Here is a 23,481-nt window from a genome sequence, read left to right on the forward strand (position 1 = left end):
GATGAAGCGCACTATGGAGTGATGCACCGAATCTTCGCACGAGTTCTCACGGCGGTCGTCGCCGTCTTGGCTGTAACCGGCATGCTCGCCGCCTGCGGAGCTGATGACAATGCACCGAAGCACAACGATGCTGACATCGCCTTCGTGGCGATGATGGCCGCGCACCACCAGCGCGCGATCGAGGTCGGTCAGTTGGCCGCCGACAAGGGAAGCGATCAGCGGGTTCGCGACTTCGGCACGCTCATCGTGTCGCAGCAGACCCCCGAACTGACGAGCCTGCGTGGATGGTCGAAGGACTTCCCGGTTCCCCCGAACTTCGACATGAGGATGCCCGACGGCTACATCGACGATGGTGCGCTGGCACGCCTGCGCTCGGAGACCGGCGCCACCTTCGACCGCGACTTCCTGTTGTCGTCGGCGTCGAGCGAGACCGGAGCTGCGGCGATGTCGCAACGCGAACTGGCCTCCGGGATCTACGAACCGGCACGCACCCTGGCGACCTCGATCGCGACCGCGCCCACGACGCAGATCCCGAAGCTCCGCGAGCTGGCCGCGCAGCTACCCGGCTGAGATCACAGGGGCGGGATCAGCAGATATTCGGAGGCGTCGGTCCGGTCAGACCCTCGAGCGCGGCACCGAGCGCATCCGGATCGAGACCCGCGAGCGGCTCCATGACGCGCTCGCGCACGCTCGCCAGGTGTGCCGGATAGGCCTCGTCGAGCCGCGCGAATCCCGCGTCGGTGAGATGGGCGATCATCCCGCGACCGTCGGCGGCGTCCCGAGTCTTCTCCACCAGCCCCGACTCCTGCTGGGAGTCGATGAGCCGCGACATGCGACTGGCCGAGAGCCCCACGAACATCGCGAGGTCGCTCATGCGTCGTTGTCGCCCTGGCGATTCCGACAGGATCATCAGCACCTGGTACTCGCTCATGGTCAGGTCGGAGTCGCGTTGCAGATCGATGTCGAGCGCCCTCGGGACGAGGATCAGAGCCCTGGCCACCGCGCGCCAGACGCGCGCCTCGGCGTCCGACAGCGGACGCGACCGATCCGACATCGCCTCGTGATCGCCGGAGTTCGCCATGCCGCAATTATTGCGTACGCAAGTACTTTGTGTCACGCTGGCCGCAGTACTTGCGTGCGCAAGTTCCCCGGGCGAACCGCCCCGTGACCGAAGGAACGTCCATGTTCATCACCGCAGTGATTCTCAGCATCATCCTTGCGCTCGTCAGCGCGGGCGCCGGAGCTCCGAAAGCCCTGCTCAAGGGGCCCGCATCGGAGCAGCTGACCGGACGAAACCTGAGCCCGAACCTGGTCCGTTTCATCGGAGCCGCCGAGGTCGCCGGCGCGATCGGTCTCGTCATCGGCATCTTCTGGCATCCGCTGGGCATCGCCGCCGGCATCGGTCTGGCGATCGTGTTCATCGGCGCCGTGGTCTTCCACGCGAAGTTCGGCGATTACAGCAACGCCGAGACCCGTGGCGCGTCACTTCCCGCAGGGGTCCTCGCGATCGTCTCCATCGCCGTCGTGATCACCCTCGCCGCCGCCTGAGGATCCCCAGCGTCGACGCGAGGTCGGTGAGCGCCCGGCGGGGGATCACCTCGTCGACACGCGCCGCGAGCTCGGTCTCCACGACGTTGTGTGCGTGCGCGAGCAGCGCCCGACCGGTGTCGGTGAGCTCGATGATCGATGACCTCGCGTCGGCGGGGTCCCGCCGACGTACACAGTGTCCGGCCGCGGCGATCCGATCCACCAACTTGCTGACCGCGCCGACGGTGATGATCAGGTCGGCGGCGATGTCGTTGACACGACAGGACTCCCGGCGATCGATCACGGTCATCGACTCGTAGCGGCCGAGCGGCAGCCCACAGTCCTCGCGAAGCCGGGTGTCGACGGCGTTCCAGAGCGCCGTCTCGACCCGTACGAGATCGTCGAAGACCTGCCGGAGTTCACTCACCGGTGTCGGCGACACCGGTGACCGAGATCAGCACCCGTCCCCGTCCCCCGGAATCGACCCGGTCATGAGCGTCGGCGATGCGGGCCAACGGGAACACCTCGGCCACCGAGATCGTCAGCGCGCCATCGGCGGCGGCCGCGGTCAGGTCCTCGGCCGCGTGCTGCTTCGCGGCGGCCGGGAAGTCGTCGCTGCCGAGCATGCGCAGGGTGACGTTGGCGAAGGCCATCGGCCAGAACTCGATGGTCGCGGGGTCGTGTCGCGTGGCGTAGGACGCGATTACCCCGTTGTCGGCCAGGACGGCGACGTCGAGTGCGAGGTTGTCCGAGAACGACACCTCGACCACGCGATCGACACCACCGGGAGCGAACTCCCGGATGGCCGAGGCGGGGTCGGGACCGTCGAGCGCGACCACGTGGTGGGCAACCGACGATGCGGCGAGGATGTCGGCGGAGCGCGTGCAGGTGCCGATCACAGTGGCGCCGCCCCATTTTGCGAGCTGTGCGGCGAGCGAACCGACCGCCCCCAGCACTCCCTGGACCAGTACGACCGACCCGGCGACGGGCCCGTCGGCGAACACGGCGCGGTGCGCAGTGATCCCAGGGATCCCCAGGCACGCACCCACCTCGTCGGCGACCCCGTCCGGGAGCAGTACCGAGAGCTCCTGGGGCAGGCAGGTCAGCTCGGCGGCGGTACCGAACGCCCGGTAGGACTGCGCACCGAATGTCCAGACCCGCGTGCCGATCCGTGCCGGGTCGACACCGTCGCCGACAGCATCGATGACACCGGTGCCGTCGCTGTGCGGGATGACTCGCGGATAGACCATCGGCGAGCCCGGCCAACCGGCGCGCTTCTTGGTGTCGCCGGGGCTGACGCCGGAGACGGTGATGCGGACACGAACCTCCCCCGCGGCCGGAACGGGATCGTCGAGCTCTGCGATTCGCAGCACCTCGGCCGCCGGTCCCTGACTGTCGTAGAACGCTGCGCGCATGGGACACCCCCTCACAAGTTGTATTCCATGGAATATAACTCGACGGGCGGCCGGAAACCGCGGCGGGGTTACCTCAGACGCGGCGCGTGGCCGGGGACGCGCACTCGGCGGCCCACATCTGCTTGAGCATGTGGAGTTCGCGGCGTCGGGCCCGCCGAGCGGCGAGCCGGTGCATCGATCCGGCCAGCATGTGACCGAGTCCCACGCCCAGCATCGCGACCGCCCCACCGGGGCAACACGACATCGCGGCCATGTTCTGCGGAGTGTCCGGAGATGCCATGCTCACAACCCATCATGTGTCGTTCATCACTCGATCACCGCACTGTAATACAGATCACCCCAGGCGCAAACCACGTCCGACCAGGGGGTTAGAGTTCCGACAGGGGGCCCGACGAGCACGAGGACGATCTGTGGCGCACTGGCAAGGCAATTCTTCGTTCGACGTGTTCGCTCTCCCGGACGAGCACACCGAGCTCCGAGCGGTGCTCCGCGACCTCTGCGAGAAGCAGATCGCTCCCTACGCGGCCGAGGTCGACGAGGACTCCCGCTATCCCGATGAGGCACTGACCGCGCTGAACGCAGCGGGGTTCTCCGCGATGCACATCCCCGACGAATACGGCGGCCAGGGCGCCGACGCGGTCGCGGCGTGCATCGTCATCGAGGAGGTCGCGCGGGTGTGCGCATCGTCGTCGATGATCCCGATCGCCAACAAGCTGGGTACGCAGGGGATCGTGCTGCGCGGGTCGGACGAGATCAAGCAGCAGGTGTTCCCGTCCCTGGCCTCGGGAGAGGCGATGGCCGCCTACGCATTGTCCGAACGTGAGGCGGGCAGCGACGCCGCCGCCATGCGAACGCGCGCCCGTGCCGACGGCGACGCCTGGGTCCTCGACGGGTCGAAGTGCTGGATCACCAACGGCGGCAGGGCAACCTGGTACACCGTCATGGCCGTGACCGATCCCGACAAGGGCGCGAACGGGATCTCGTCGTTCGTGGTCCACAAGGACGACGAGGGGTTCACGGTCGGGCCGACCGAGCGGAAGATGGGTCTGCACGGCTCCCCGACCGCCGAACTGTACTTCGAGAAGTGCCGGATCCCCGGCGACCGGATCATCGGCGAACCCGGTACCGGCTTCAAGACCGCACTGACCACCCTTGATCACACCCGCCCGACCATCGGGGCGCAGGCGGTCGGGATCGCGCAGGGGGCACTCGACCACACGATCGCATACGTCAAGGACCGCAAGCAGTTCGGCAAGACGATCTCGCAGTTCCAGGGCGTGGAGTTCATGATCGCCGACATGGCGATGAAGATCGAGGCCGCCCGCCTGATGGTGTACTCCGCCGCCGCGCGCGCCGAGCGTGGCGAGGAGAAACTCGGCTTCATCGCCTCGGCGTCGAAGTGCTTCGCCTCCGATGTCGCGATGGAGGTCACCACCAACGCCGTGCAGCTGTTCGGCGGCGCCGGCTACACCCGCGACTTCCCGGTGGAGCGCATGATGCGCGACGCCAAGATCACCCAGATCTACGAAGGCACCAACCAGATTCAACGGGTCGTGATGTCCCGGGCCCTGCTGCGCTGATCAGGCCGACGAGCGGCCCCAGGTGTAGTCGTCCTCCTCGACCGAGCGCGTCATCCGGATGTACTTCGCGGTCGACGCGGGCCAGTTGTTGGTGTTCTTGCCGCTCGCGGTCTTGTACCAGCTGTTGCACCCCTGGTTCCAGACCGTCTCCGACAGTGCCGCCTGCACAGCATCATTCGACACCGACTGTGCGTCGGTCCGCACCTCGATGGCCGAACCGCGGCGTACGCGCAGGAGCCGGGTGGCCTCGATGATGTACCGCATCTGGGCCTCGAGCATCAGGATGATCGAGGTGTGGCCGAGATTCGTGTTCGGCCCGTAGAGCAGGAACATGTTGGGGAATCCGTTGACGGTCAGACCCAGGTGCGCGTATGCGCCGTCGGCCCACACGGTGTGCAGGTCGGTGTCGTCGCGTCCGGTGACCGAGATGCCGCGGAGGAAGTCGGTCGCGTGGAATCCGGTGCCGAAGATGATGGCGTCGACCTCGACCGACGTCCCGTCGGCAGCGGTGATCGACGACGCCCCGACCTCGGCGATGGGTTCGGTGACGACGTCGACGTGGGAACCGGCCAGCGAGGCGAGGTAGTCGTTGGAGATGAGGATCCGTTTGCAGCCGATCGGGTAGTCGGGCTTGAGGGCCGCCCGCAGTTCCGGATCGGGGATCGACTTCGCCACCAGCCTTCGGTATCGCCACGCGAAGAGCTTCATCAGACCGGGGTACCGGTTGAACGCGATGACCCGCGGCTCGAGCGTCACGTAGGTCAGCCACCGTGACAGTCGTTGGACCGCAGGCAGCGCGGCGAAGACCCGACGCACACGCTGCGAGTACGGATAGTCCGCCTTCGGGATGACATACGGCGCCGACCGCTGGAACAGATGCAGGGTCGAGACCTCGTCGGCGATCTTCGGGACGAACTGGATCGCCGATGCACCGGTTCCGACCACCGCGACCCGCTTCCCGGCCAGCGGGTAGTCGTGGTCCCACTGCGCCGAGTGGAAGACGGTGCCCTCGAAGTTCTCGATGCCGGGGACGTGCGGGGTGGCGGGGCGACTGAGCTGGCCGCACGCGAAGACGACGAGATCGAAGACCGAGACGGTGCCGTCGGCCAGGGTGACGGCCCACGTGTTGTCGGCCTCGTCGTAGACCGCGGACTCCACCGCGGTGCGCAGCCGGATGTGCGGGTGCAGGTCGTACTCGCGGGCACAGTGCTGCAGGTAGTCGAGGATCTCCGGCTGGGGCGCGAACCGTCGGGACCAGCGCGGATTCGGCGCGAACGAGAACGAGTACAGGTGCGACGGCACGTCGCAGGCGGCACCCGGGTAGGTGTTCATCCGCCAACATCCGCCCACGTCGTCGCCGCGTTCGAAGACGGTGAAGTCCGTCAGTCCGGCGCGCTTCAGGCTGATCGCCATGCCGAGACCGGCGAACCCGGCCCCGACGATCGCGATCGAGGGTCGGCTGGTTGTCGAGTCGTGGGTCATGGCCTGCCTTCGTCTGCTTCGCGAGTCGGGCACTCGCACGGGTACCGATTGTGCGACACCGGGGCCCACGCTATCCGCCTCGGAGAGCGGGAAACCGCTTTCTCTGTCAGCGCGCTCACGCCTGATGCTGCCTCAACGACTCGACCTGCCTCTCGAGTGCGGCGATTCGGTTCTGCAGGGGTTCGGCGGCGGCGCGGACCTCGTCCGCGGTGAACCGCGGAGTGATGAACTTCGGGCAGTTCCAGTCGAACGCCTCGACCGTGACCGTCAACAGTGCGTCCATCGGCCCGTCGATGCCGAGCCCGGCGAGCTTCTCGGGCGACGGCGCGGTGTCGTAACGCGCGCGACCGTAGATCTTCAGCCGGCGGCGAGCCGGGTAGTCGACCGCGATGAGCGACACCCGACCATCGGCGTCGAGGTGTCCCGCGGTGATGTACTGCCGGTTCCCTGCGCGCTCGGCCCACGCGATCTGTCGCGCGTCCGGACTGACGGTGACGAAGCCCCGCGGTCCACCCCGATGTTGCACATACGGCCATCCATCCGAACCCACCGACGCGATGTAGAAACTGTCGCGGTCGGCGAGGAACTCGATCTCCGCGAGCCCTAGTCCGTCGGGTCCCGGCTGCCCGGCCATCACCTCGTACCGCTGTGCCGAATTGTGTCGCTCCTGGTGAGCGACCTCATGTGGTCCGAATGCGATGTCGTAGTAGTTGGGCATGAGATCGTCCTCGGTTGCAATGGATGTGGTCGCACCACGACGGTGCACGGCTGGTCGCTCTCAGCTGGGCGAGTCCCCCAGGAGCAGTGCGGGAAGTCGCGTCAGCGCGCGATGGAATGCGTCGGTCCGACCGGTGACGCGGGCGAGCACGAGAGCGCCCTCGATGGCGCAGACGGCGTCCTCGGCTCTGGCCGTGGCGTCGTCACGAGTGGCTCCGGCGCCACACGCGACGTCGGCGAAGGCGGTGATCCAGTGGTCCGCACCGTCGCGGAGATTGGTGCGGGCCGCCACCCCGGGGTCGCCGATCGACAACATGTTCAGCAGGCACTGATGCTCCCCGCTCCGGTAGAAGGTCTCGAGATTGGCGGCTACTCTGCCGATCCGAACAGCCGCAGGCGCGTCGATGGTCAACGGCGCCAGGATGTCGGTCGCGAACCGGATGCCCACCGACGCGGCCACCTCAGCCGCCATCTGTTGCTTTCCGCCGGGGAACCGGTTGTACAGGCTCGACTTCTGCAACCCGGTCGCGGCCGCGATGGTCGCGAGACTCGCACCGTCGTAGCCGACTGCACGGAAGACGGCCTCCAGGCGGGCGACGAGGTCGATGTCGGAGATGCTGCGAGGCGCCATGCGATCATTTGTACCGAACGATCGGTACAAACGCAAGGCCGACCAACCAGGCAGAAGAGTCGATGTGTGACGTGCGCTACGGTCAGATGATCGGACACGACGGTGTGTCCCATGGCACACAGGGGATCCGACATCTCGATTCACGACGACGAGCGCAGCCTGCCGACCGACCGGGGCTTCGATGCCCCGCATCACGATCTCATCGGCCGGCGCCCCCTGCTCCCCCGCGACGACCCGTTCTATGAGCCGGTCGACGGCATGGCCGACCTCGCACCCGGAACGGTCCTGCGATCCCGCGACGTCGGTTTGGCCTTCCTCGGGGTGATCCCGCAGCGGATCGCGGCGGTGCAGCTGTCCTACCGGACCACCGACATGAACGGCGAGCCGATGGCCGCGGTGACGACGGTGTTGTCGCCGTCGAGCCGGTCACTCGGCGAGGTGTACCCGATCGTGTCGTACCAGTGCGCCATCGACGCCATCGCAGGTCGATGCTTCCCGTCCTACGCACTGCGCCGCGGGTCGAAGGCGCTCGGCGCACTACCGCAGCTCGAATTCCTCCTGATCGCAGCGCTTCTCGCCGAGGGCTGGGCGGTCTCGGTTCCCGACCACGAGGGACCACAAGGCCTGTGGGGCCTGCCCCGCGAGCCCGGCTACTGCGTGCTCGACGGGATCCGCGCCGCCATGAACCACGCACCGCTCAACGTCGACGCCTCCGCACCGGTGGGACTCTGGGGATACTCCGGCGGCGGCCTCGCCTCGGCGTGGGCAGCGGAGATGTTCGCCGAGTACGCGCCCGAACTCGACGTCGTCGGAGCCGTGCTGGGTTCTCCGGTGGGCGATCTCGGCAAGACCTACGAACGCCTCAACGGCAGCTTCTTCTCCGGCCTGCCCGCCCTGGTGGTGGGCGCATTGACCCACGTCTACCCCGAGCTGCAGCGCGTCATCGAGACCCACGCCACGCCCGCCGGCAAGAAGTCGCTCGCGCGCCTGCAGAAGATGACCACCGTCGAGGCCGTCGTGCGGTTCATGTTCACCGACATGGCCTCCATGCTCGACCGCCCCCTCGAGGAGGTCCTCGCGCTGCCCGAGGTGCGCGAGGTCTTCGACTCCATCCGACTCGGCCGCTCGACTCCCGCCATGCCCGTGCTGATCGTGCAGGCCGTCAACGACCGCATCATGTCGGTCGACGACATCGACGAGCTCGCGCGACTGTATTCCGAGGGCGGCGCCAGCGTGACCTACCACCGCGACCGGTTCAGCGAGCACATGCTGCTGCACCCCATGTCGGCGCCGATGGCGTTGCGGTGGCTGCAGGATCGGTTCGACGGGCGTCCGGTGCGTGCGAACCGCCTGCGCACCACCTGGCCCACGCTGCTCAACCCGTCGACCTATCAGGGCATGGCGCGTCTCGTCGCGATCTCGGCGAAGGTGGTCGGTGGGCGATCTATCAGTCGTGCACCGCTGTCCGAGTTCGACCGGTGACCACCGCCGACTGAGACGGCCGTCCAATTCGGCCGATCGTGTGGCGCACGACTCTCTCGTCGGGACGCTGTGACTCCCATGCCAAACCCTTTTCAGTGAACACGTGTACTCGTAGCATTGAGTCATCACGAGCAGACCGTGGGAGATCACCGATGATCCCACTCGATCGCTCGACGACCACACAAAAGGGGTTACACATCATGGTCACCACCGTTCTCATCGTCGCCGGTTTCGCCGCCCTCTCCTGGGCCTTCATGTCGTCGGGAGGCGGCCTCGAATTCGGCCGTCGCGAGATCTCGTCCGGGCGGCGCTGAGCGCGCCCGAACCAACTCTCGACACCACGAATCCCGCCCTCCGTGGCGGGATTCGTCATGTCCGGGGTGGGTCGGTGCGATGAGTTCGCAGTCTCGGCGGGGTCTGTCCTGGTGAAAGAACCGATCAATCCACCGGGAGACACATCATGGGCCAGATCACCATCGAACTGTTCACCACCCTCGACCTCGTCGGACAGGCACCCGGCGGGCCGGACGAGGACCCGGAGGGCTTCGACTTCGGCGGTTGGCAGGCGCCGCTGTTCAGCGAGATCGGCGGGGCGCAGGTGGCCGACGCCTATGCCGGTACCGACGCGCTGCTCCTCGGTCGGCGGACCTACGACATCTTCGCCGGATACTGGCCCCATCAGCAGGGCGGTGCGGATGACGGTTTCGCGTCTCTGTTCAACCGGATCCCGAAGTACGTGGCCTCCCGCGGGAGGCCGGATCTGTCATGGGACCACTCGGCGCTTCTCGACGCGGACGACCTGGTCGGCGACATCCGGGCGTTACGCGAACGGCACCAACAGATCACGGTCGTCGGCAGTCTGAACCTGGTCCAGACTCTGTTGCGGGAGAAGCTGTTCGACCGTCTCGACCTCTGGATACACCCCATCGTCCTCGGGGTCGGCAAGAAGGTGTTCGACGGTGGCGCCGTCCCGACCAGTCTACGACTGCTGGCACCGCCGGTCTCCGATCCTGTGGGCACCGTCCACGTCCGCTACGGACCACTCGACGGTGTGCCCGCCACCGGCGACATGACCGACCGCGGCTGACCGGCACGATCTCGGCGCGCGCATCGGCGCCGCGGACCCTAGCCTGTTCAGGTGAACAGGGTTGATCCGAAAGACGCGATCTTCTATCTCGGCGCCAAGTCCGGCAGGAGTTCCGACCATTGCCTGGTCTACGGGTTCGTCGACGGCCGGACCACGCGCCCACCTGTCCACACGACTGTCGTCGCGGACCTGACCCGCGCGCTGTCGCGGGTGGAACGCATCCGGCGCCGACTGGTCGAGGTTCCCGCGACCCTCGCGTATCCGCGATGGGAAGCGCATTCGACGCCGGCGTCAACGTTCGTCACCGCCCACCAGCCCGACGGACGATGGACCGAGACGCTGCGTAGGTTGGCCGAACTCGTCGAGGACCCCATCGACACGACGCAGTCGGCATGGCGTGCCGACCTCGTCGACGTGGTCACCGACGCACCGTTCTCCGACCGGCCGGTGATCGTGGTCGTGCTGCGTGTCTCGCACACGTTCGTCGACGGTCAGGGCGCAGCAGCCCTCGGACGCAGCGTCTTCGGCGAGGACGCGGAGGTCGCCGGCCCACCACCGGCAGTGGGATCACGCCCCGGCTCGGAGTACCGCGCGGCTCTCCACGGCGCGGTCACCCTGCCCGCGGGCATCGCCGGCTACATCCGAGCGCTCGTGACCGATGCCCGCCGCGGACGCAATGGCCCGGACACACCGCCCGCACCGCCGCAACGGCCTCTCAGCCCGCTGAACGCTCCGCCGGGCGCCGACCGCTCGGTCGCGATCATCGTCCGTCCGCGGCCGCCGAACCGCCTCGCAGGAATGACGGTCACCACCATCGGCCTCACCGCGGTATCGCTTGCCCTGCAACGGTATCTGGCGACGGGGGAGCAGACGGACCTGAGCGCCGGCGTCCCGGTCGGCGTGCCCGACTCGGTGGAGTTCTCGGGGGCGAACAGGGTCGTCACCGGAACCGTCGACCTACACACCGATGTGCCCGACCTGGTGGCGCGCGCCGAACTCATCCAGCACGACCTGCACGCCGAGCGCGCGCGGGTACTCGATCCTGCTGTGCTGCAACGGCTCGGCGTGCTCGAAGCGGCACCCGCGCCCCTACTGGTGGCGATCACGGCACTCGGTCGGCGCGTCACACCGACGACCGTGGCCGCGCACACCGTCGTCACCAGCATCAACCGTGGTGACGCACCACTTCGGCTCGGTGACGCCACCGCCGTCCTCTCCTCGGGTTTCCCCGCCCTCACCCGTCATTTCGCCATGAAACACGGCATCTACACCCTTGGTCGCACCGTCACGATCGGTGTGGTGTGGTCGCCCACCGCGGTCCCCGACGGCCATCGCCAGCCCGCGCTGCTCCAGCAGGCGTGGGACGAGGTGATCGCCGCGCTGACCGACGAGGGGACTCCGGACGCCTGACCGCCCACCGCTCATCTGACGGCGATCGGCGGCCGCGGCGCGGATACGACCGGCGCCATGGCGACCGTAAGCCTGGTTACAGTGGAATGGTATCGACCGGCCCGACGTTGATATTTCGCGTAGCTCAGTAGTCGCCTCGTCAAACCTCTGCGGGGACTCATTCATCGCGGCTGACCGCCGCTCTTCGACAGTCGCGTCCCGATTTCTGTCTGGTGCGTGCACTTTCGACGTTCGAGCCCAGCCGTCCCATCGCCAGGAGGCCCGACATGACCGATCAGTACACCTTCCGCGACCCCAGCTCGATGTACGACGACTTCGATCCCAAGAAGGTCAGCCAGCCCGGATCCGGGTTGGACTCCGAACTCCAGGACAAAGCCGATCTCGGCGCGGACACCTACCGTGGTTCGGGTCGTCTCGCGGGACGCAAGGCCCTGATCACCGGCGGCGACTCGGGTATCGGCGCAGCCACCGCGATCGCTTATGCACGCGAAGGCGCCGATGTCGCCATCTCGTACCTCCCCGAGGAGGAATCCGACGCCGACGCCGTCGCGAAGCTCATCACCGATGCAGGACGCACGGCGGTGAAGATCCCCGGCGACGTCACCGACGCGGAGTACTGCCGGTCCGCTGTCGAGACCGCGGTTCGCGAGCTCGGCGGACTGGATGCGTTGGTGATCAACGCGGGCAAGCAGCAGCATGTGGAACGCATCGAGGACATCACTGACGAGGAGTTCGACCGGACAGTCAAGACGAATGTCTACGCGATGTTCTGGACGGTGAAGGCCGCGGTGCCGCACATGCCCCCGGGGTCGACCATCGTCGGATCGTCGTCCATCCAGGCGTACCAGCCCTCACCACACCTCATCCACTACGCGATGACCAAGGCGTCGATCAACACCTTCTTCAAGGGTCTTGCGCAGCAGGTCGCCGACCGCGGCATCCGCGTCAACGTCGTTGCCCCAGGTCCGGTCTGGACGCCGCTACAGACCGCGGGCGGACAACCCACCGACGCACTGCCCACCGTCGGAGAGCAGACACCGCTGGGTCGCTGGGGTCAGCCTGCCGAGCTCGCGACGGCGTACGTGTACCTCGCATCACCCGAGTCGAGCTACGTCGTCGGTGAGACCCTGCACGTCAACGGTGGGATGCCGACTCCGTGAACGATGTCGAACACCGCTCCGGCGCTGACCCGTTCGCGGGCGGCGCCGGTGACGGCACCGATGAACCGCAGCTCGTCACCGATCGTGATGATCGCGGATACGCCGACATCCGTTCGTACGCAGCCCTCGGCGACGGCCGAACGGTCGCTCTGGTCGCGCGGGACGGCCGCATCGACTGGCTGCCGTTGCCCGATCTCGACTCGGTGCCGCCGTTCGCGGCGTTGCTCGATGCCGACGAGGGCGGCTTCCTCGCACTGGAACCGACGGTGGCGTATCGCGTCACACGTCGATACCTGCCGTCGACCGCAGTTCTCGAGACGACGTTCCACACCGACGACGGGGTCGTACGGATCACCGACTCCCTCAACACCGGCCTGGCCGGTCGCCTGCCCTGGTGTGAGCTGGCCCGTCGGATCGACGGCGTGACCGGGTCGGTCGATCTCCGCGCAACCGTCGCTCCCGGAACGCTTCTCAACACCGCGTCGCCCTGGATCTTCGACACCGTGCACGGCACGGTGCTGCGACTCGACGGCATCACGATGGCGGTCCGGACCCTGCACGACAACGGCGTCGACGTCACCCCACGCCGCATCGTCGCCCACTACCGCACGACGCCGGGCTCGCGGCACCTGCTCGGGCTGGTCAGCACCAACCGGGAGCCGCTGCACCTGCCGAACCCCGAGGATCTCGACTCCGGCCTCACACTCACCATCAGCAACTGGGAGCAGTGGGCGGACTCGATCCACTACGACGGTCCGTGGCAGTCGACGGTCATCCGCAGCGCGATCGCGTTGAAGCAGCTCATCTACGCGCCGACCGGTGCGGTCGCCGCGGCCGCCACCACGTCGCTGCCCGAGTCGTTGACGACGGCCAAGAACTGGGACTACCGCTTCGCCTGGATCCGTGACGCCGCGTTCTCGCTCACCGCGCTGTTCCAGCTCGGGATCCGAGAGGAGACGCACGGCGCGATCAGCTGGATGCTGCGCGTCCTGCGATCGCAGGGCCACGACATCAGCGTCTTGCAGGCGCTCGACGGCCACCTCCCCGACAGCGAGGTCACCGAGTTCGACGTCGAGGGATGGCGGGGTCACGGTCCCGTCGTGGGCGGCAATCGTGCCAGTGACCAGTTGCAGCTCGGCGTCTACGGCGACCTGTTCAACATCGTCCAGTTGTACGTGGACAACGGGAACGTGCTCGACGACGCCACCGGACGGCTCATGACGAGCATCGCCGACCAGGCCGCCGACCAGTGGCGCCGTGCCGACGCCGGCATCTGGGAACTCGAGGACGCCCGGCATTACACGACCTCGAAACTCGGCTGCTGGCAAGCGCTCACCAAGGCGGTCCACCTCGGCGAGATCGGTCAGATACCCGGTCCCGTCGACCGCTGGCGATTCGAGGCGGACGCCATCTCGGAGTGGATCGCCGACAACTGCTGGTCGGACGAACTCGATGCGTACGAGTTCTACCCGGGCAGTGACGAATTGGACGCATCGATCCTCTTGCACGCGATCAGCGGTTTCGACCGCGGTGACCGCATGCGGCGCACCATCGACGCCCTGATCCGCGACCTCGGCGCCGGACCGCATCTGTACCGGTTCACCGGGGCCTCTGATGAGGAGGCGACGTTCGTCGCATGCTCGTTCTGGCTCGTCGCGGCGTTGGTTCACACCGACCAGCGCGATCGTGCGCGGACGTTGATGGACGAGCTCGTCGGCGTTCTCAACGACGTCGGACTGGCGGCGGAGATGATCGACCCCACCGACGACAGTTTCCTGGGCAACTTCCCTCAGGCGCTCAGCCACCTCGCGATCATCAACGCCGCGTTGACGATCAACTCCGACCATCCCTCATCGGTCGGCGGCGAGGCACCGACACGGAACACCGGATCGAGCCGGTGACCGACGCCCACAGCGAGGAGTAGACGATGGATCCGATCTCCGAATTGCGCGAAACACCGTCGACGAGCTGGTGTCGGAGTGGCGGTCGCTGACCGACGGTCTGACCAGACGGTCTCAGGCCTCGGGGATCTCCATACCGAACTTCTCACGGGTGACGTCCTCGGGCTCGGGTCCGCCGCGGACACCGGTGTCGAGGGCATCGATCGCGTCGAGTTCCTCAGGGGTGAGCTCGAAGTCGAAGATGTCGAAGTTCTCCGCGATCCGCGACGGTGTGACCGACTTCGGGATGGACTGACGGCCCTGCTGCAGGTGCCACCGCAGCATCACCTGGGCGGCGGACTTCGAATGCGCGGTGGCGATCTCGCCGATCACCGGGTCCTGCAGCGTCGAACCCTGCGACCCGTCGCGGTAGAACGTGATGCCGCCGATGGGTGACCACGCCTGGTTGAGGATGCCGTGCTCGCTGTCGATGGTGAGCAGATCGGACTGCCGGAAGTAGGGATGCACCTCGATCTGGTTGACCGCCGGGACCACCTCGGTCTCGGCGAGCAGGCGCTCGATGTGCTCGGGCATGAAGTTGGAGACGCCGATGGCGCGCACCCTGCCGTCGGCGTGGAGCTTCTCCAACGCCCGGTAGGCGTCCAGGGTCAGATCGAACTCGCCGGGCAGCGCCTGATGCAGGATCAGCAGGTCGAGACGGTCGAGTCCGAGCTTGCCGACGGCCTTGTCGAAGGCGTGCAGCGTGGCGTCGTGACCGAAGTCGGTGATCCAGACCTTGGTCTCGACGAACAGCTCGTCGCGGTCGATGTCGGCACGATGGATCGCCTCGCCGACCTCACGCTCGTTGCCGTAGGCCGCGGCGGTGTCGATGTGGCGGTAGCCCGTCTCGAGTGCGGCGGTGACCGCAGAGCGGGTCTCGTCCGGTGGAGTCTGGTAGACCCCGAATCCGAGTACGGGGATCTCGACGTCATTGTTCAGGGTGAAGGTGGGAACGGTCATGACTCCACCGTAGGTACCCTCATGCCACCGAGGGAGGGTCCGGCTATACCCGGCTCGTCCGGAACCCCGTGCGCGGCGACGTTTGCGCAGCTGAGGCGGCGCATCACGGCCGGATGTTCTCCAGATCCGCGAGCAACCCGAGGTGCGTCGGTTCCCATCCGAGGGTGTCGCGTGTGTGCACGCTCGACGACGGCTGGTCCATCGCGAAGATCGGGCCGAACGGGCCGAAGGTGTCCTCCGGTACCGACTCGACGGGGAGGCCGAGGCGTCGTCCGATGATCGCGGCCATGTCGCGCACCGCGTCGCCCTCGTCGGCAACGGCGTGCCATGCCGTACCCGCGGGCGCCGACTCCAGCACCAGTCGGAACAGGACCGCCGCATCGAGTGCGTGTACCGCCGGCCAGCGCTGGGTCCCGTCGCCCGGGTAGCCCGCCACCCCGGTGCGCCGCGCTGCCTGGGTGAGCAACCCGGCGAACCCACCCTCGCCGTCGTTGTGAACCGTCCGCGGCATACGAACCGCCGTCGCCCGCACACCACGAGACGCCAACGCCAGCAATGCGTTCACCGACACCGCGCGGCCCCCGACCGGCCCCTCGGTGGGGAGCGGATCGGTCTCGGTGGACGCGCGACCCGGCACCCACGGCGTCCCCGACACGGTCACGAGCGGGCGGTCGGTGCCGATCAACGCCTCCCCGAGGGCACCGAGCGCAGCCCCCTCCTCGGCGATGGCCGCGGTCAGGGCGTCCGCGCTGCTGTAGTCCCGTCCGAAGGCCAGGCTGACGACGCCGTCGGCCGACGCGGCCGTCTCCCCCAGGAGGTCGAGATCGGCGAGTCCGCCGCGGACCGTGTGCGCCCCCGCTCGTTCGAGGGCCTGTGCGGAACTCTCGGATCGAGCCAGCGCGACGACCGTGTGACCGTTGCTGATGAGCTCGGCGACCACGGGCGAGCCGATGGTGCCGGTACCTCCGGTGACGAATACGTGCATGGCGATTCCTGACGGGTGATGGGATAGTTGTCCCGTCACCGTACACCCCTGATGGGACCGTTGTCCCGTCGACTAGTATCGACCCATGGCTCGATGGCAACCCGGCGCGACCCAGCGACTCGTCGTCGCCGCGGTCGACCTGTTCACCGAACAGGGATACGACGCGACGACCGTCGCCCAGATCGCCGAGCGTGCCGGGGTCACCAAAAGCACGTTCTTCCGGCACTTCTCGGACAAGCGCGAGTTGCTCGTCGCCGGTCAGGAGACGTTGAGTCGTCTGCTGGCCGAGGGGATCGCCGAGGCACCGACGGATGCGAGCCCTCTGGACGCCGTCGCCGCGGGCCTCGAGCGGGCCTCGGGCGAGATGGGGACGGCCAATCGCGAGCTCGGTCCCCGTCTGAAAGCCGCCGTCGCCGCCAGCACCGAATTACAGGAACGCGACGCCCTCAAGAGCGTGGGCCTCGCGGCCGCGATGACCGACGCCCTGGCCGCCCGCGGTGTCGCCGACCCGCTCGCACACCTCGCGGCCGAGTTGGGGGTTCTCGCCTTCAAGCGCGGCTACGCCCGGTGGTCGGAGAACCCTGCCGACGACACCGGGCTCGCCCCCCACGCGTTGGCCGCTCTCGCCGAGCTACGCGACGCGACAACATCTCTCGGCTGACCTGGGACACCCGCACTCATACCTCGGTGACGCGCCCGTTCTCGACGTGCAGCGTGCGGTCCAGGCGGACGTTCTCCAGCATCCGGCGGTCGTGTGTGACCAGCAGCAGCGTGCCGTCGTAGCTGTCCAGCGCCTGTTCGAGCTGTTCGATGGCGGCGAGGTCGAGGTGGTTGGTCGGCTCGTCGAGCACGAGCACGTTGGTCCCGACGGCCTGGAGCAGGGCCAGCCCCGCGCGAGTGCGCTCGCCCGGTGAGAGCCCGTCGACCGGACGGTCCACATGGTCGGACCGTAATCCGAACTTGGCCAGCAGCGTTCGCACATCAGCGGTCGTCCACGTCGGTACACGCTGCTCGAATCGGTCGACCAGCTTGCCCGTCCCGGCGAAGTCCGCGCGCGCCTGGTCGATCTCGCCGATCGCGACGTTCGCGCCGAGACTCGCTCGTCCCTCGTCGGGTTCGCGACGACCCAGCAGCAGCCGCAGGAAGGTGGACTTCCCGGCGCCGTTCGGTCCGGTGATGCCGACCCGCTCGCCGGCGTCGATCTGTAACGACAGCGGCCCGAGGACGAAGTCCCCCTGCCGGACGACAGCGTCGTCGAGCGTGGCGATCACCGACGACGAACGGGGCGCCGACCCGATGGTGAACTCGAGTGACCACTCCTTGCGCGGCTCGACGACCTCGTCGAGGCGCGCGATCCGGCTCTCCATCTGGCGGACCTTCTGCGCCTGCTTCTCGCTCGACTCGGCGGCCGCCTTACGACGGATCTTGTCGTTGTCCGGCGACTTCTTCATGGCGTTGCGTACGCCCTGGCTGGACCATTCGCGTTGCGTCCGAGCGCGTCCCACGAGGTCGGCCTTCTTCTCGGCGAACTCGTCGTACTGCTCACGCCGGTGTCGCCGGGCGGTCTCGCGCTCCTCGAGGTAGCTGTCGTACCCACCGCCGAACACCGTGGTGGTGTTCTGCGCCAGGTCGAGTTCGAGGACCCGGGTGACGCTGCGCGCCAAAAACTCTCGATCGTGGCTGACCAACACCACCCCGCCGCGGAGGTTCTGCACGAAGTCCTCGAGCCGGGCGAGTCCGTCGAGATCCAGGTCGTTGGTGGGCTCGTCGAGCAGGACGATGTCGAAACGCGAGACCACCAGTGCGGCGAGGCCGACTCGCGCCGCCTGTCCACCGGACAGGGCGGTCATCAGCGTCGAATCGGGGCGTACCGCGTCGGTGTCGAGGCCGAGATCGGCGAGCACCGCCGGGAGACGTTCCTCGAGGTCGGCGGCACCGGATGCGAGCCAGCGGTCCAGCGCCGCGGCGTAGACGTCCGTCGGATCCTCGCCCGCAGCAGTGAGATCCGGGTCGGCGAGGGCCGCGGCAGCGGATTCCATTGCCTGCGTTGCCTCGGTGCACCCCGCGCGTCGCGCGATGTAGGCGGCGACCGTCTCGCCGGGCACGCGTTCGTGCTCCTGGGGCAGCCAGCCGACGAACGCGTCGGCCGGAGCGAGGCTGATGGTGCCGTCGAGCGGCGCAAGGTCGCCGCCCAGGATCCGCAGCAGAGTGCTCTTGCCTGCTCCGTTGGCGCCGACCACCCCGACCACGTCGCCGGGCGCGACGGTGACGTCGAGCCCCTCGAACAGGGTGCGATGCGCGTAGCCGCCGGCCACATTCTTCGCGACGAGCGTTGCGGTCATGGGTAGATCATCCCATCGCCGGCCGGTGCCGCTGAAATCGTCCGATATGGGGGGCGTCGAGGGCGTATTGCCGTCGACGCCGTCTTGTTCGGACGATCTCGGCGGTCAGCCCTTGGCCATGTCGACGAAGCGGCTCAGGTGCAGCTGGTGCGCGACGGTGATCGTCGCCGTGGGGCCGTTACGGTGCTTGCCCAGGATGATGTCGGCCTCGCCGGCGCGCGGATCGTCGCGCTCGAACGCGTCGGGCCGATGCAGCAGGATGACCATGTCCGCGTCCTGCTCCAGCGAGCCGGATTCGCGGAGGTCCGACACCATGGGGCGCTTGTCGGTGCGCTGTTCGGGACCACGGTTCAGCTGACTGATCGCGACGACGGGAACTTCGAGTTCCTTGGCCAGCAGCTTGATGCTCCGGGAGAACTCCGAGACCTCCTGCTGACGGGACTCGACCTTCTTGCCCGAGCTCATCAGCTGCATGTAGTCGATGACCACGAGCTTGAGATCGTTGCGCTGCTTGAGCCTTCGCGCCTTGGCTCGGATCTCCATCATCGTGAGGTTGGGTGAGTCGTCGATGAACAGGGGCGCCTCGGAGATCTCGCCCATCCGGCGTGCCAGCCGCGTCCAGTCGTCGTCGGTCATCCGACCCGACCTCATGTCGGCGAGCTTGATCTTGGCCTCGGCCGAGAGCAGTCGCATGACGATGTCGGTCCGGCCCATCTCCAGGGAGAAGAAGGCGCTGGTCATGTGGTGGGTGATGGAGCAGCTGCGCACGAAGTCCATGGCAAGGGTCGAGTTGTGCGTCGGGACCATGGATTCACCGGCGAGGTACATCTGCCGCGGGTTGTCCACCTGGACGCAGCGGACCGGGACACTGTCCACCGGACGGATCGACACGATGCATCGCATTCCGCTCTGACGGCGAAGTTCTTTGTGGCGAACTGCCTTCCGGTGCACCGTGAAGACATCGTCGTCGGCGTCGACGCGCAACCACCCGGTGGCGGCGCGACGGAAGCTGTACCCGAGTCCGGCCACGAGGTCACCGATCACGGTGCTCATGTGTTGGGTGGCCGCGGGCACCGTGATCCAGCCGTCGTCGTCGACGATGCCGCGGGCGTCGAGCAACCCGGCCAGCAACGCGCGCCGTTGGGCGACGGATCCGCGGAGGTACTCGTACGGCACCCGACCGCCGAGATCCGACATCAACGCCATGACGTCGACCGGCCCCTCTGCGTCGATCCGCATGCCGATCTCGTGATCGTCGAAAGCCATGCCCGCCAAAGCCGCAACGGTGTACGGGCCGTAACCGAAACGTCGGCGCGGGAGGTCGAGGGGCTGTGCGTTGCGGACGGCGACGGCACCGACCTGGCCGACGAGGGCGCCGGTGGTCTGCACCGTGCTCACCCCGTCGGACTCGGTGACCCACTGGTGCTCCTCGTCGGCGACCAGCACCGATCCGTCGGAGAACTCCACCTCGTAGCAGGGGCGGTCGGTGAGCACGTCGGTGGTGGCGACGACGCGGGTCGGTCGGCCCTCCGCGTCGATCAGACGATCGCCGACCTTGACCTCGCCCATCGTGGTCCACCCGTGCGGGGTGGGCAGCGGGGTGTCGAGCGCAAGTGCCTTGCCGACACCGGGACGCGCGGCGACGATGATCATCTGACCGGGGTGCAGACCGTTGGTGACGGAGTCGAGGTCCACGAATCCCGTTGGCACACCGAGCGAGATCCCGCCGCGCGACGCGATGGAGTCGATCTCGTCCATGGTCGGCTGCAGCAGTTCCTCGAGCGGGATGTAGTCCTCGGCGGTGCGCCGTTCGGTGACCTCGTACACCTCGGCCTGGGCCCGGTCGACCACCTCGGCGACGTCCTGGCCGTCGGCGCCGGCGTATCCGTATTGCACGATCCGGGTGCCTGCCTCGACGAGACGGCGCAGCGTCGCCTTCTCGGCGACGATCTCGGCGTAGTAGCCGGCGTTGGCCGCGGTGGGCACCGTCGCGATCAGCGTGTGCAGATACGGGGCGCCACCGACGCGGCGGAGTTCGCCGGACCGGTCGAGCTCCGCGGACACCGTGACGGCGTCCGCGGGCTCTCCCTTGCCGTACAGCTCCAGCACCGCGTCGTACACGGCCTGGTGGGCAGGACGGTAGAAGTCACCGGGGCGCAGCACCTCGAGCACGTCGGCGATGGCGTCCTTGGACAACAGCATCCCGCCCAGCACCGACTGCTCGGCGGCGAGGTCCTGTGGGGGTTGACGGCCGAACTCCTCCGCTGGAGGCGGCTCATCGCGCGGCGAATGGCCGCGCTCGTCCACTACTGCCACCCTGCACCCTCTCCACGTCGACCCTGCCTGGCATGCGTCGAGATCCGCACCCGCGACAACCGCTGGTGTTCGCGACCACGTCGTCGCGTCGAACCGATCACGCCCGCTCGTGTTTTCTACTCCCGGGGTCCGACAGAGCGGACCCGGCACGAGGCACGGTCACGAGGTTAGGTCCCGTTGTGATCCGCACCAAACCGACCTGTGGACCAAGTTGTTAGGTTCCTGTGGAGCAATCCACCAATCGTGTTGACCGACTGTTGGCGCTTTGGGGACAACCTGATCCCCGTATCGCGTTCGCGCTGGTCACTGGCATCCGCGGCCACGCACAGGGTGTGCATCGAATTGCCTACGGCGTGTCGTGGGACTGCGTAACCCGGGCGTGTTCGAATTTTGCAACAAATGCTGTCGGACGATCAGATGAAGGCCGACACAATGCGGGGTTACACCCAGCTGACGTGGACAACGGACATCGAGCCATCCGGCGAAGGAGTACGTCCGTACCTTTACCAGCGTAGCGGTCGGGCGTCGACGGTCTGCGACGACACGCACCGCGAACGGTCCGACATGCCCGATCGTGCATCCGAAATCGTCTCGCGCGTATGGATTTCGTCAAGGTGCCCGGGCACGCCGTACAGATCGCGTTCCCGACGCCCTCGCGGCGCGCGTCGGCGCGTAGACCTGTCCCGGTGACACTCACCGACATCATGCCGACGCTGCGCATGAGCATCCCGGACCCCATCGACCTGGCCGCGTGGCCACCGAACACCTCAACCACCACCGATGATGTTGTCGTCGAGAGCCTTTCGATGCACCGGGTGGCCGATCTGCTGGGGACGCCGTGCGAGTGGACCACGACGACGGCCTCGCCGAACGGGTGCGCGCGGGTCGTGCTGTGTCGGGTCAGTGCCGTGGTGCACGACGGCGACGAGCCGATCGCCCTCGTCGACTGCGCGGCCGGCCACATCGGCGCGGACTGGGCACACGCGCGTCTGATCGACCGGATCTCGGTCGCGCACAAGGGCACGTTCCGTGTTCTCGGTGACGGTTCCACCGCACACGCCCGCCCGGACCGCCCGGCCGCGACCGTGGACGGCGCAGCGGTGTCGCTGCCGCGCGATCTGCAGGTCGGTGACCTGCTCATCGTCCCCTGCCCGTCCCCGGTGGCGGCCGCGGAGTGCGGTCCCACGGCCATCCGGACTCCGGTGCCCGTCGCACGCGCCTGATCGATCCCCCCGCGACACCCGCGAAACGCCGGCGCGCATCGTCACGGTGCGGTCTACTGAGATCGACAGCGGCGCACCGACTTCGTGCCGCACGGAACGGACAGGCCGGGGAGCCACATGACACCGACAGCAGACCACAGAACGGCCCATGACCGGCGGTTACACCCGGCGTTGTGGCGGACGGTGGTACTCGCCGTCGTCGCGTCCATCGCCGTCGCGGTGGGCGGGGCGACGGGCGTGGCGAGAGCGGAACCGAACGAGTCCACCACGTGGCTGTGCCGACCCGGCCAGGCCGCCGATCCGTGCGGCGGCCGCTCGGGCGCGCCCGTCGACTGCTTCTACGTGTACCCGACGGTCTCGCTGCAGCTGACCGCCAACGCGAACCGTTCCATCGGTGCGGAGGAACGTCTGATCGCCGGCCAGCAGGCCGCGCCCTTCGGCACGAAGTGCAACGTGTGGGCTCCCGTCTACCGCCAGAGCACCCTGCGTGGGCTGTTCACCGCGACCGGCAACCAACGCGCCGCTGCCCTGGATCTCGCCTACGACGACCTCGAGAAGGGCTGGAACGACTATCTGACACACCACAACAACGGGCGTGGCGTCGTCCTCATCGGCCACTCACAGGGGACGTTGATGTTGCGGACGCTGATCCGCAAGCGCATCGAGAACACCCCCGTGCAGGCACGACTGGTGTCGGCCATCCTGCTCGGCGGGAACGTGTTGGTACGCAAGGGCTCACTCGTCGGCGGCGACTTCTCGTCGGTCCCGGCGTGCACCACCACGACGCAGACCGGTTGCGTCGTCGCCTATTCCGCGTTCAATCGGCAGCCGCCGGCCGACTCCCGGTTCGGACGACCGCCGTCGGAACCCGGGACCCAGGGAACGCGGGGCGACCTGCCGTCCGGCCCCGACTACGAGGTGCTGTGCACCAATCCGGCCGCGCTGGACAGCAGCGCTCCGGCCCGGCTGCACAGCCAGATCGCCGGGCGGTCGACGCAGGGTTACACCGGGGTCTGCAGCACCGGGGCGGGCGCACACGTGTTGCGGATCAGCGGGGGCGGGGACGGCGCGCCACCGGCGGGAGTTCTGCCGACCCTGCCCAACGCCACGTGGGGACTGCATCTGCTCGACGTCAACATCGCGCAGGGCGATCTCGTCGACCTGGTGGGCACACAGGGCCGGGCGTACGCCGGGCGCTGAGCTCACCCCGACCCACCCACGACA

Annotated in this window: 22 protein-coding genes; 11 read left to right on the forward strand and 11 right to left on the reverse strand. The window is 67.9% G+C overall.

The window, feature by feature from the left end; translation table 11 throughout:
• Positions 1–21: 21 nt before the first annotated feature.
• Complete coding sequence (locus LX13_RS08920; RefSeq protein ID WP_253660985.1) at positions 22–570, forward strand: DUF305 domain-containing protein; 549 nt, start codon at positions 22–24, stop codon at positions 568–570.
• A gap of 16 nt (positions 571–586) precedes the next feature.
• Here the strand turns inward: LX13_RS08920 and LX13_RS08925 are convergent, their stop codons facing one another.
• A complete protein-coding gene (locus LX13_RS08925) occupies positions 587–1,081 on the reverse strand; it encodes a MarR family winged helix-turn-helix transcriptional regulator (RefSeq protein ID WP_253660986.1) in 495 nt (164 codons plus the stop codon).
• Between the two features lie 101 nt (positions 1,082–1,182).
• On the opposite strand from LX13_RS08925, the gene LX13_RS08930 reads away from it, so the two are divergent.
• Positions 1,183–1,548: a DoxX family protein gene (locus LX13_RS08930; protein ID WP_253660987.1), complete on the forward strand. Its 366-nt coding sequence runs from the start codon at positions 1,183–1,185 to the stop codon at positions 1,546–1,548.
• Here LX13_RS08930 and LX13_RS08935 read toward each other — a convergent pair.
• The 3 genes from LX13_RS08935 to LX13_RS08945 all read right to left on the reverse strand — a co-directional run bounded on the left by LX13_RS08935 (position 1,529) and on the right by LX13_RS08945 (position 3,222).
• Complete coding sequence (locus LX13_RS08935) at positions 1,529–1,954, reverse strand: MarR family winged helix-turn-helix transcriptional regulator (RefSeq protein WP_253660988.1); 426 nt, start codon at positions 1,952–1,954, stop codon at positions 1,529–1,531. The two genes, LX13_RS08930 and LX13_RS08935, sit on opposite strands and share 20 nt — an antisense overlap.
• On the reverse strand, positions 1,947–2,942 hold the full coding sequence (locus tag LX13_RS08940) for an NADPH:quinone reductase (protein ID WP_253660989.1): 996 nt from the start codon (positions 2,940–2,942) through the stop codon (positions 1,947–1,949). Before LX13_RS08940 ends, LX13_RS08935 begins: the two co-directional genes overlap by 8 nt.
• 73 nt (positions 2,943–3,015) lie before the next feature.
• Complete coding sequence (locus LX13_RS08945; RefSeq protein ID WP_253660990.1) at positions 3,016–3,222, reverse strand: hypothetical protein; 207 nt, start codon at positions 3,220–3,222, stop codon at positions 3,016–3,018.
• 130 nt (positions 3,223–3,352) lie between these two features.
• Here LX13_RS08945 and LX13_RS08950 point away from each other — a divergent pair, with 130 nt between their 5' ends.
• Positions 3,353–4,522 (forward strand): acyl-CoA dehydrogenase family protein, encoded by a 1,170-nt coding sequence (locus tag LX13_RS08950; protein WP_253660991.1) that lies wholly within the window; start codon positions 3,353–3,355, stop codon positions 4,520–4,522.
• Here the strand turns inward: LX13_RS08950 and LX13_RS08955 are convergent, their stop codons facing one another.
• The 3 genes from LX13_RS08955 to LX13_RS08965 form a co-directional block, all read right to left on the reverse strand.
• A complete protein-coding gene (locus LX13_RS08955) occupies positions 4,523–6,004 on the reverse strand; it encodes a flavin-containing monooxygenase (protein ID WP_253660992.1) in 1,482 nt (493 codons plus the stop codon).
• Positions 6,005–6,119: 115 nt separating this feature from the next.
• Positions 6,120–6,722 (reverse strand): pyridoxamine 5'-phosphate oxidase family protein, encoded by a 603-nt coding sequence (locus tag LX13_RS08960; protein WP_253660993.1) that lies wholly within the window; start codon positions 6,720–6,722, stop codon positions 6,120–6,122.
• A 60-nt stretch (positions 6,723–6,782) separates the two neighbouring features.
• Entirely contained in the window at positions 6,783–7,352 is a 570-nt protein-coding gene (locus LX13_RS08965) for a TetR/AcrR family transcriptional regulator (RefSeq protein WP_253660994.1), read from the reverse strand.
• A 111-nt stretch (positions 7,353–7,463) separates the two neighbouring features.
• Between LX13_RS08965 and LX13_RS08970 the strand changes: the two genes are divergently transcribed.
• From LX13_RS08970 to LX13_RS08990, 5 genes are all read left to right on the forward strand, one after another.
• Positions 7,464–8,834 (forward strand): lipase family protein, encoded by a 1,371-nt coding sequence (locus LX13_RS08970; protein ID WP_253660995.1) that lies wholly within the window; start codon positions 7,464–7,466, stop codon positions 8,832–8,834.
• 460 nt (positions 8,835–9,294) lie between these two features.
• A complete protein-coding gene (locus LX13_RS08975) occupies positions 9,295–9,921 on the forward strand; it encodes a dihydrofolate reductase family protein (RefSeq protein WP_253660996.1) in 627 nt (208 codons plus the stop codon).
• A gap of 51 nt (positions 9,922–9,972) precedes the next feature.
• Positions 9,973–11,331 carry a wax ester/triacylglycerol synthase domain-containing protein gene (locus LX13_RS08980; RefSeq protein ID WP_253660997.1) on the forward strand — a complete coding sequence of 453 codons (1,359 nt, stop codon included), beginning with the start codon at positions 9,973–9,975 and terminating at the stop codon, positions 11,329–11,331.
• Positions 11,332–11,597: 266 nt separating this feature from the next.
• Positions 11,598–12,491 (forward strand): SDR family oxidoreductase, encoded by an 894-nt coding sequence (locus LX13_RS08985; protein ID WP_253660998.1) that lies wholly within the window; start codon positions 11,598–11,600, stop codon positions 12,489–12,491.
• On the forward strand, positions 12,488–14,392 hold the full coding sequence (locus tag LX13_RS08990) for a glycoside hydrolase family 15 protein (protein ID WP_253660999.1): 1,905 nt from the start codon (positions 12,488–12,490) through the stop codon (positions 14,390–14,392). Before LX13_RS08985 ends, LX13_RS08990 begins: the two co-directional genes overlap by 4 nt.
• Positions 14,393–14,506: 114 nt before the next feature.
• Here LX13_RS08990 and LX13_RS08995 read toward each other — a convergent pair whose 3' ends face one another.
• Together LX13_RS08995 and LX13_RS09000 are read right to left on the reverse strand one after the other, a co-directional pair.
• Positions 14,507–15,391: an aldo/keto reductase gene (locus tag LX13_RS08995; RefSeq protein WP_253661000.1), complete on the reverse strand. Its 885-nt coding sequence runs from the start codon at positions 15,389–15,391 to the stop codon at positions 14,507–14,509.
• A gap of 103 nt (positions 15,392–15,494) precedes the next feature.
• A complete protein-coding gene (locus LX13_RS09000; RefSeq protein WP_253661001.1) occupies positions 15,495–16,376 on the reverse strand; it encodes an SDR family oxidoreductase in 882 nt (293 codons plus the stop codon).
• 85 nt (positions 16,377–16,461) lie between these two features.
• Here LX13_RS09000 and LX13_RS09005 point away from each other — a divergent pair, with 85 nt between their 5' ends.
• On the forward strand, positions 16,462–17,037 hold the full coding sequence (locus LX13_RS09005) for a TetR/AcrR family transcriptional regulator (protein WP_253661002.1): 576 nt from the start codon (positions 16,462–16,464) through the stop codon (positions 17,035–17,037).
• 16 nt (positions 17,038–17,053) lie between these two features.
• On the opposite strand, the gene LX13_RS09010 is transcribed toward LX13_RS09005, so the two are convergent.
• Both LX13_RS09010 and dnaB read right to left on the reverse strand, forming a co-directional pair.
• Positions 17,054–18,718, reverse strand: coding sequence for an ABC-F family ATP-binding cassette domain-containing protein (locus LX13_RS09010; protein WP_253661003.1), 1,665 nt, complete (start codon positions 18,716–18,718; stop codon positions 17,054–17,056).
• Positions 18,719–18,823: 105 nt separating this feature from the next.
• Positions 18,824–21,034 (reverse strand): replicative DNA helicase, encoded by a 2,211-nt coding sequence (gene dnaB / locus LX13_RS09015; protein WP_253661004.1) that lies wholly within the window; start codon positions 21,032–21,034, stop codon positions 18,824–18,826.
• Between the two features lie 599 nt (positions 21,035–21,633).
• On the opposite strand from dnaB, the gene LX13_RS09020 reads away from it, so the two are divergent.
• Positions 21,634–22,257, forward strand: a complete 624-nt coding sequence (locus tag LX13_RS09020; protein WP_253661005.1) for a hypothetical protein — start codon at positions 21,634–21,636, stop codon at positions 22,255–22,257.
• Positions 22,258–22,374: 117 nt separating this feature from the next.
• Positions 22,375–23,457 carry a DUF3089 domain-containing protein gene (locus tag LX13_RS09025; RefSeq protein WP_253661006.1) on the forward strand — a complete coding sequence of 361 codons (1,083 nt, stop codon included), beginning with the start codon at positions 22,375–22,377 and terminating at the stop codon, positions 23,455–23,457.
• The last annotated feature ends 24 nt before the right edge of the window (positions 23,458–23,481 follow it).

It is taken from the genome of Williamsia maris (assembly GCF_024171815.1).
Lineage (GTDB): Bacteria > Actinomycetota > Actinomycetes > Mycobacteriales > Mycobacteriaceae > Williamsia_A > Williamsia_A maris.

Bases quoted from the DNA above. Each gene is read 5' to 3' on its own strand.
- LX13_RS08975 (WP_253660996.1), top strand. From the start codon at position 9,295: ATGGGCCAGATCACCATCGAACTGTTCACCACCCTCGACCTCGTCGGA.
- LX13_RS08925 (WP_253660986.1), bottom strand. From the start codon at position 1,081: ATGGCGAACTCCGGCGATCACGAGGCGATGTCGGATCGGTCGCGTCCG.
- LX13_RS08940 (WP_253660989.1), bottom strand. From the start codon at position 2,942: ATGCGCGCAGCGTTCTACGACAGTCAGGGACCGGCGGCCGAGGTGCTG.
- LX13_RS09020 (WP_253661005.1), top strand. From the start codon at position 21,634: ATGGATTTCGTCAAGGTGCCCGGGCACGCCGTACAGATCGCGTTCCCG.
- LX13_RS08920 (WP_253660985.1), top strand. From the start codon at position 22: ATGCACCGAATCTTCGCACGAGTTCTCACGGCGGTCGTCGCCGTCTTG.
- LX13_RS09000 (WP_253661001.1), bottom strand. From the start codon at position 16,376: ATGCACGTATTCGTCACCGGAGGTACCGGCACCATCGGCTCGCCCGTG.
- LX13_RS08955 (WP_253660992.1), bottom strand. From the start codon at position 6,004: ATGACCCACGACTCGACAACCAGCCGACCCTCGATCGCGATCGTCGGG.
- LX13_RS08995 (WP_253661000.1), bottom strand. From the start codon at position 15,391: ATGACCGTTCCCACCTTCACCCTGAACAATGACGTCGAGATCCCCGTA.
- LX13_RS08965 (WP_253660994.1), bottom strand. From the start codon at position 7,352: ATGGCGCCTCGCAGCATCTCCGACATCGACCTCGTCGCCCGCCTGGAG.
- LX13_RS08945 (WP_253660990.1), bottom strand. From the start codon at position 3,222: ATGGCATCTCCGGACACTCCGCAGAACATGGCCGCGATGTCGTGTTGC.
- LX13_RS08930 (WP_253660987.1), top strand. From the start codon at position 1,183: ATGTTCATCACCGCAGTGATTCTCAGCATCATCCTTGCGCTCGTCAGC.
- LX13_RS08985 (WP_253660998.1), top strand. From the start codon at position 11,598: ATGACCGATCAGTACACCTTCCGCGACCCCAGCTCGATGTACGACGAC.
- LX13_RS09010 (WP_253661003.1), bottom strand. From the start codon at position 18,718: ATGACCGCAACGCTCGTCGCGAAGAATGTGGCCGGCGGCTACGCGCAT.
- LX13_RS08970 (WP_253660995.1), top strand. From the start codon at position 7,464: ATGGCACACAGGGGATCCGACATCTCGATTCACGACGACGAGCGCAGC.
- LX13_RS09025 (WP_253661006.1), top strand. From the start codon at position 22,375: ATGACACCGACAGCAGACCACAGAACGGCCCATGACCGGCGGTTACAC.
- LX13_RS09005 (WP_253661002.1), top strand. From the start codon at position 16,462: ATGGCTCGATGGCAACCCGGCGCGACCCAGCGACTCGTCGTCGCCGCG.
- LX13_RS08960 (WP_253660993.1), bottom strand. From the start codon at position 6,722: ATGCCCAACTACTACGACATCGCATTCGGACCACATGAGGTCGCTCAC.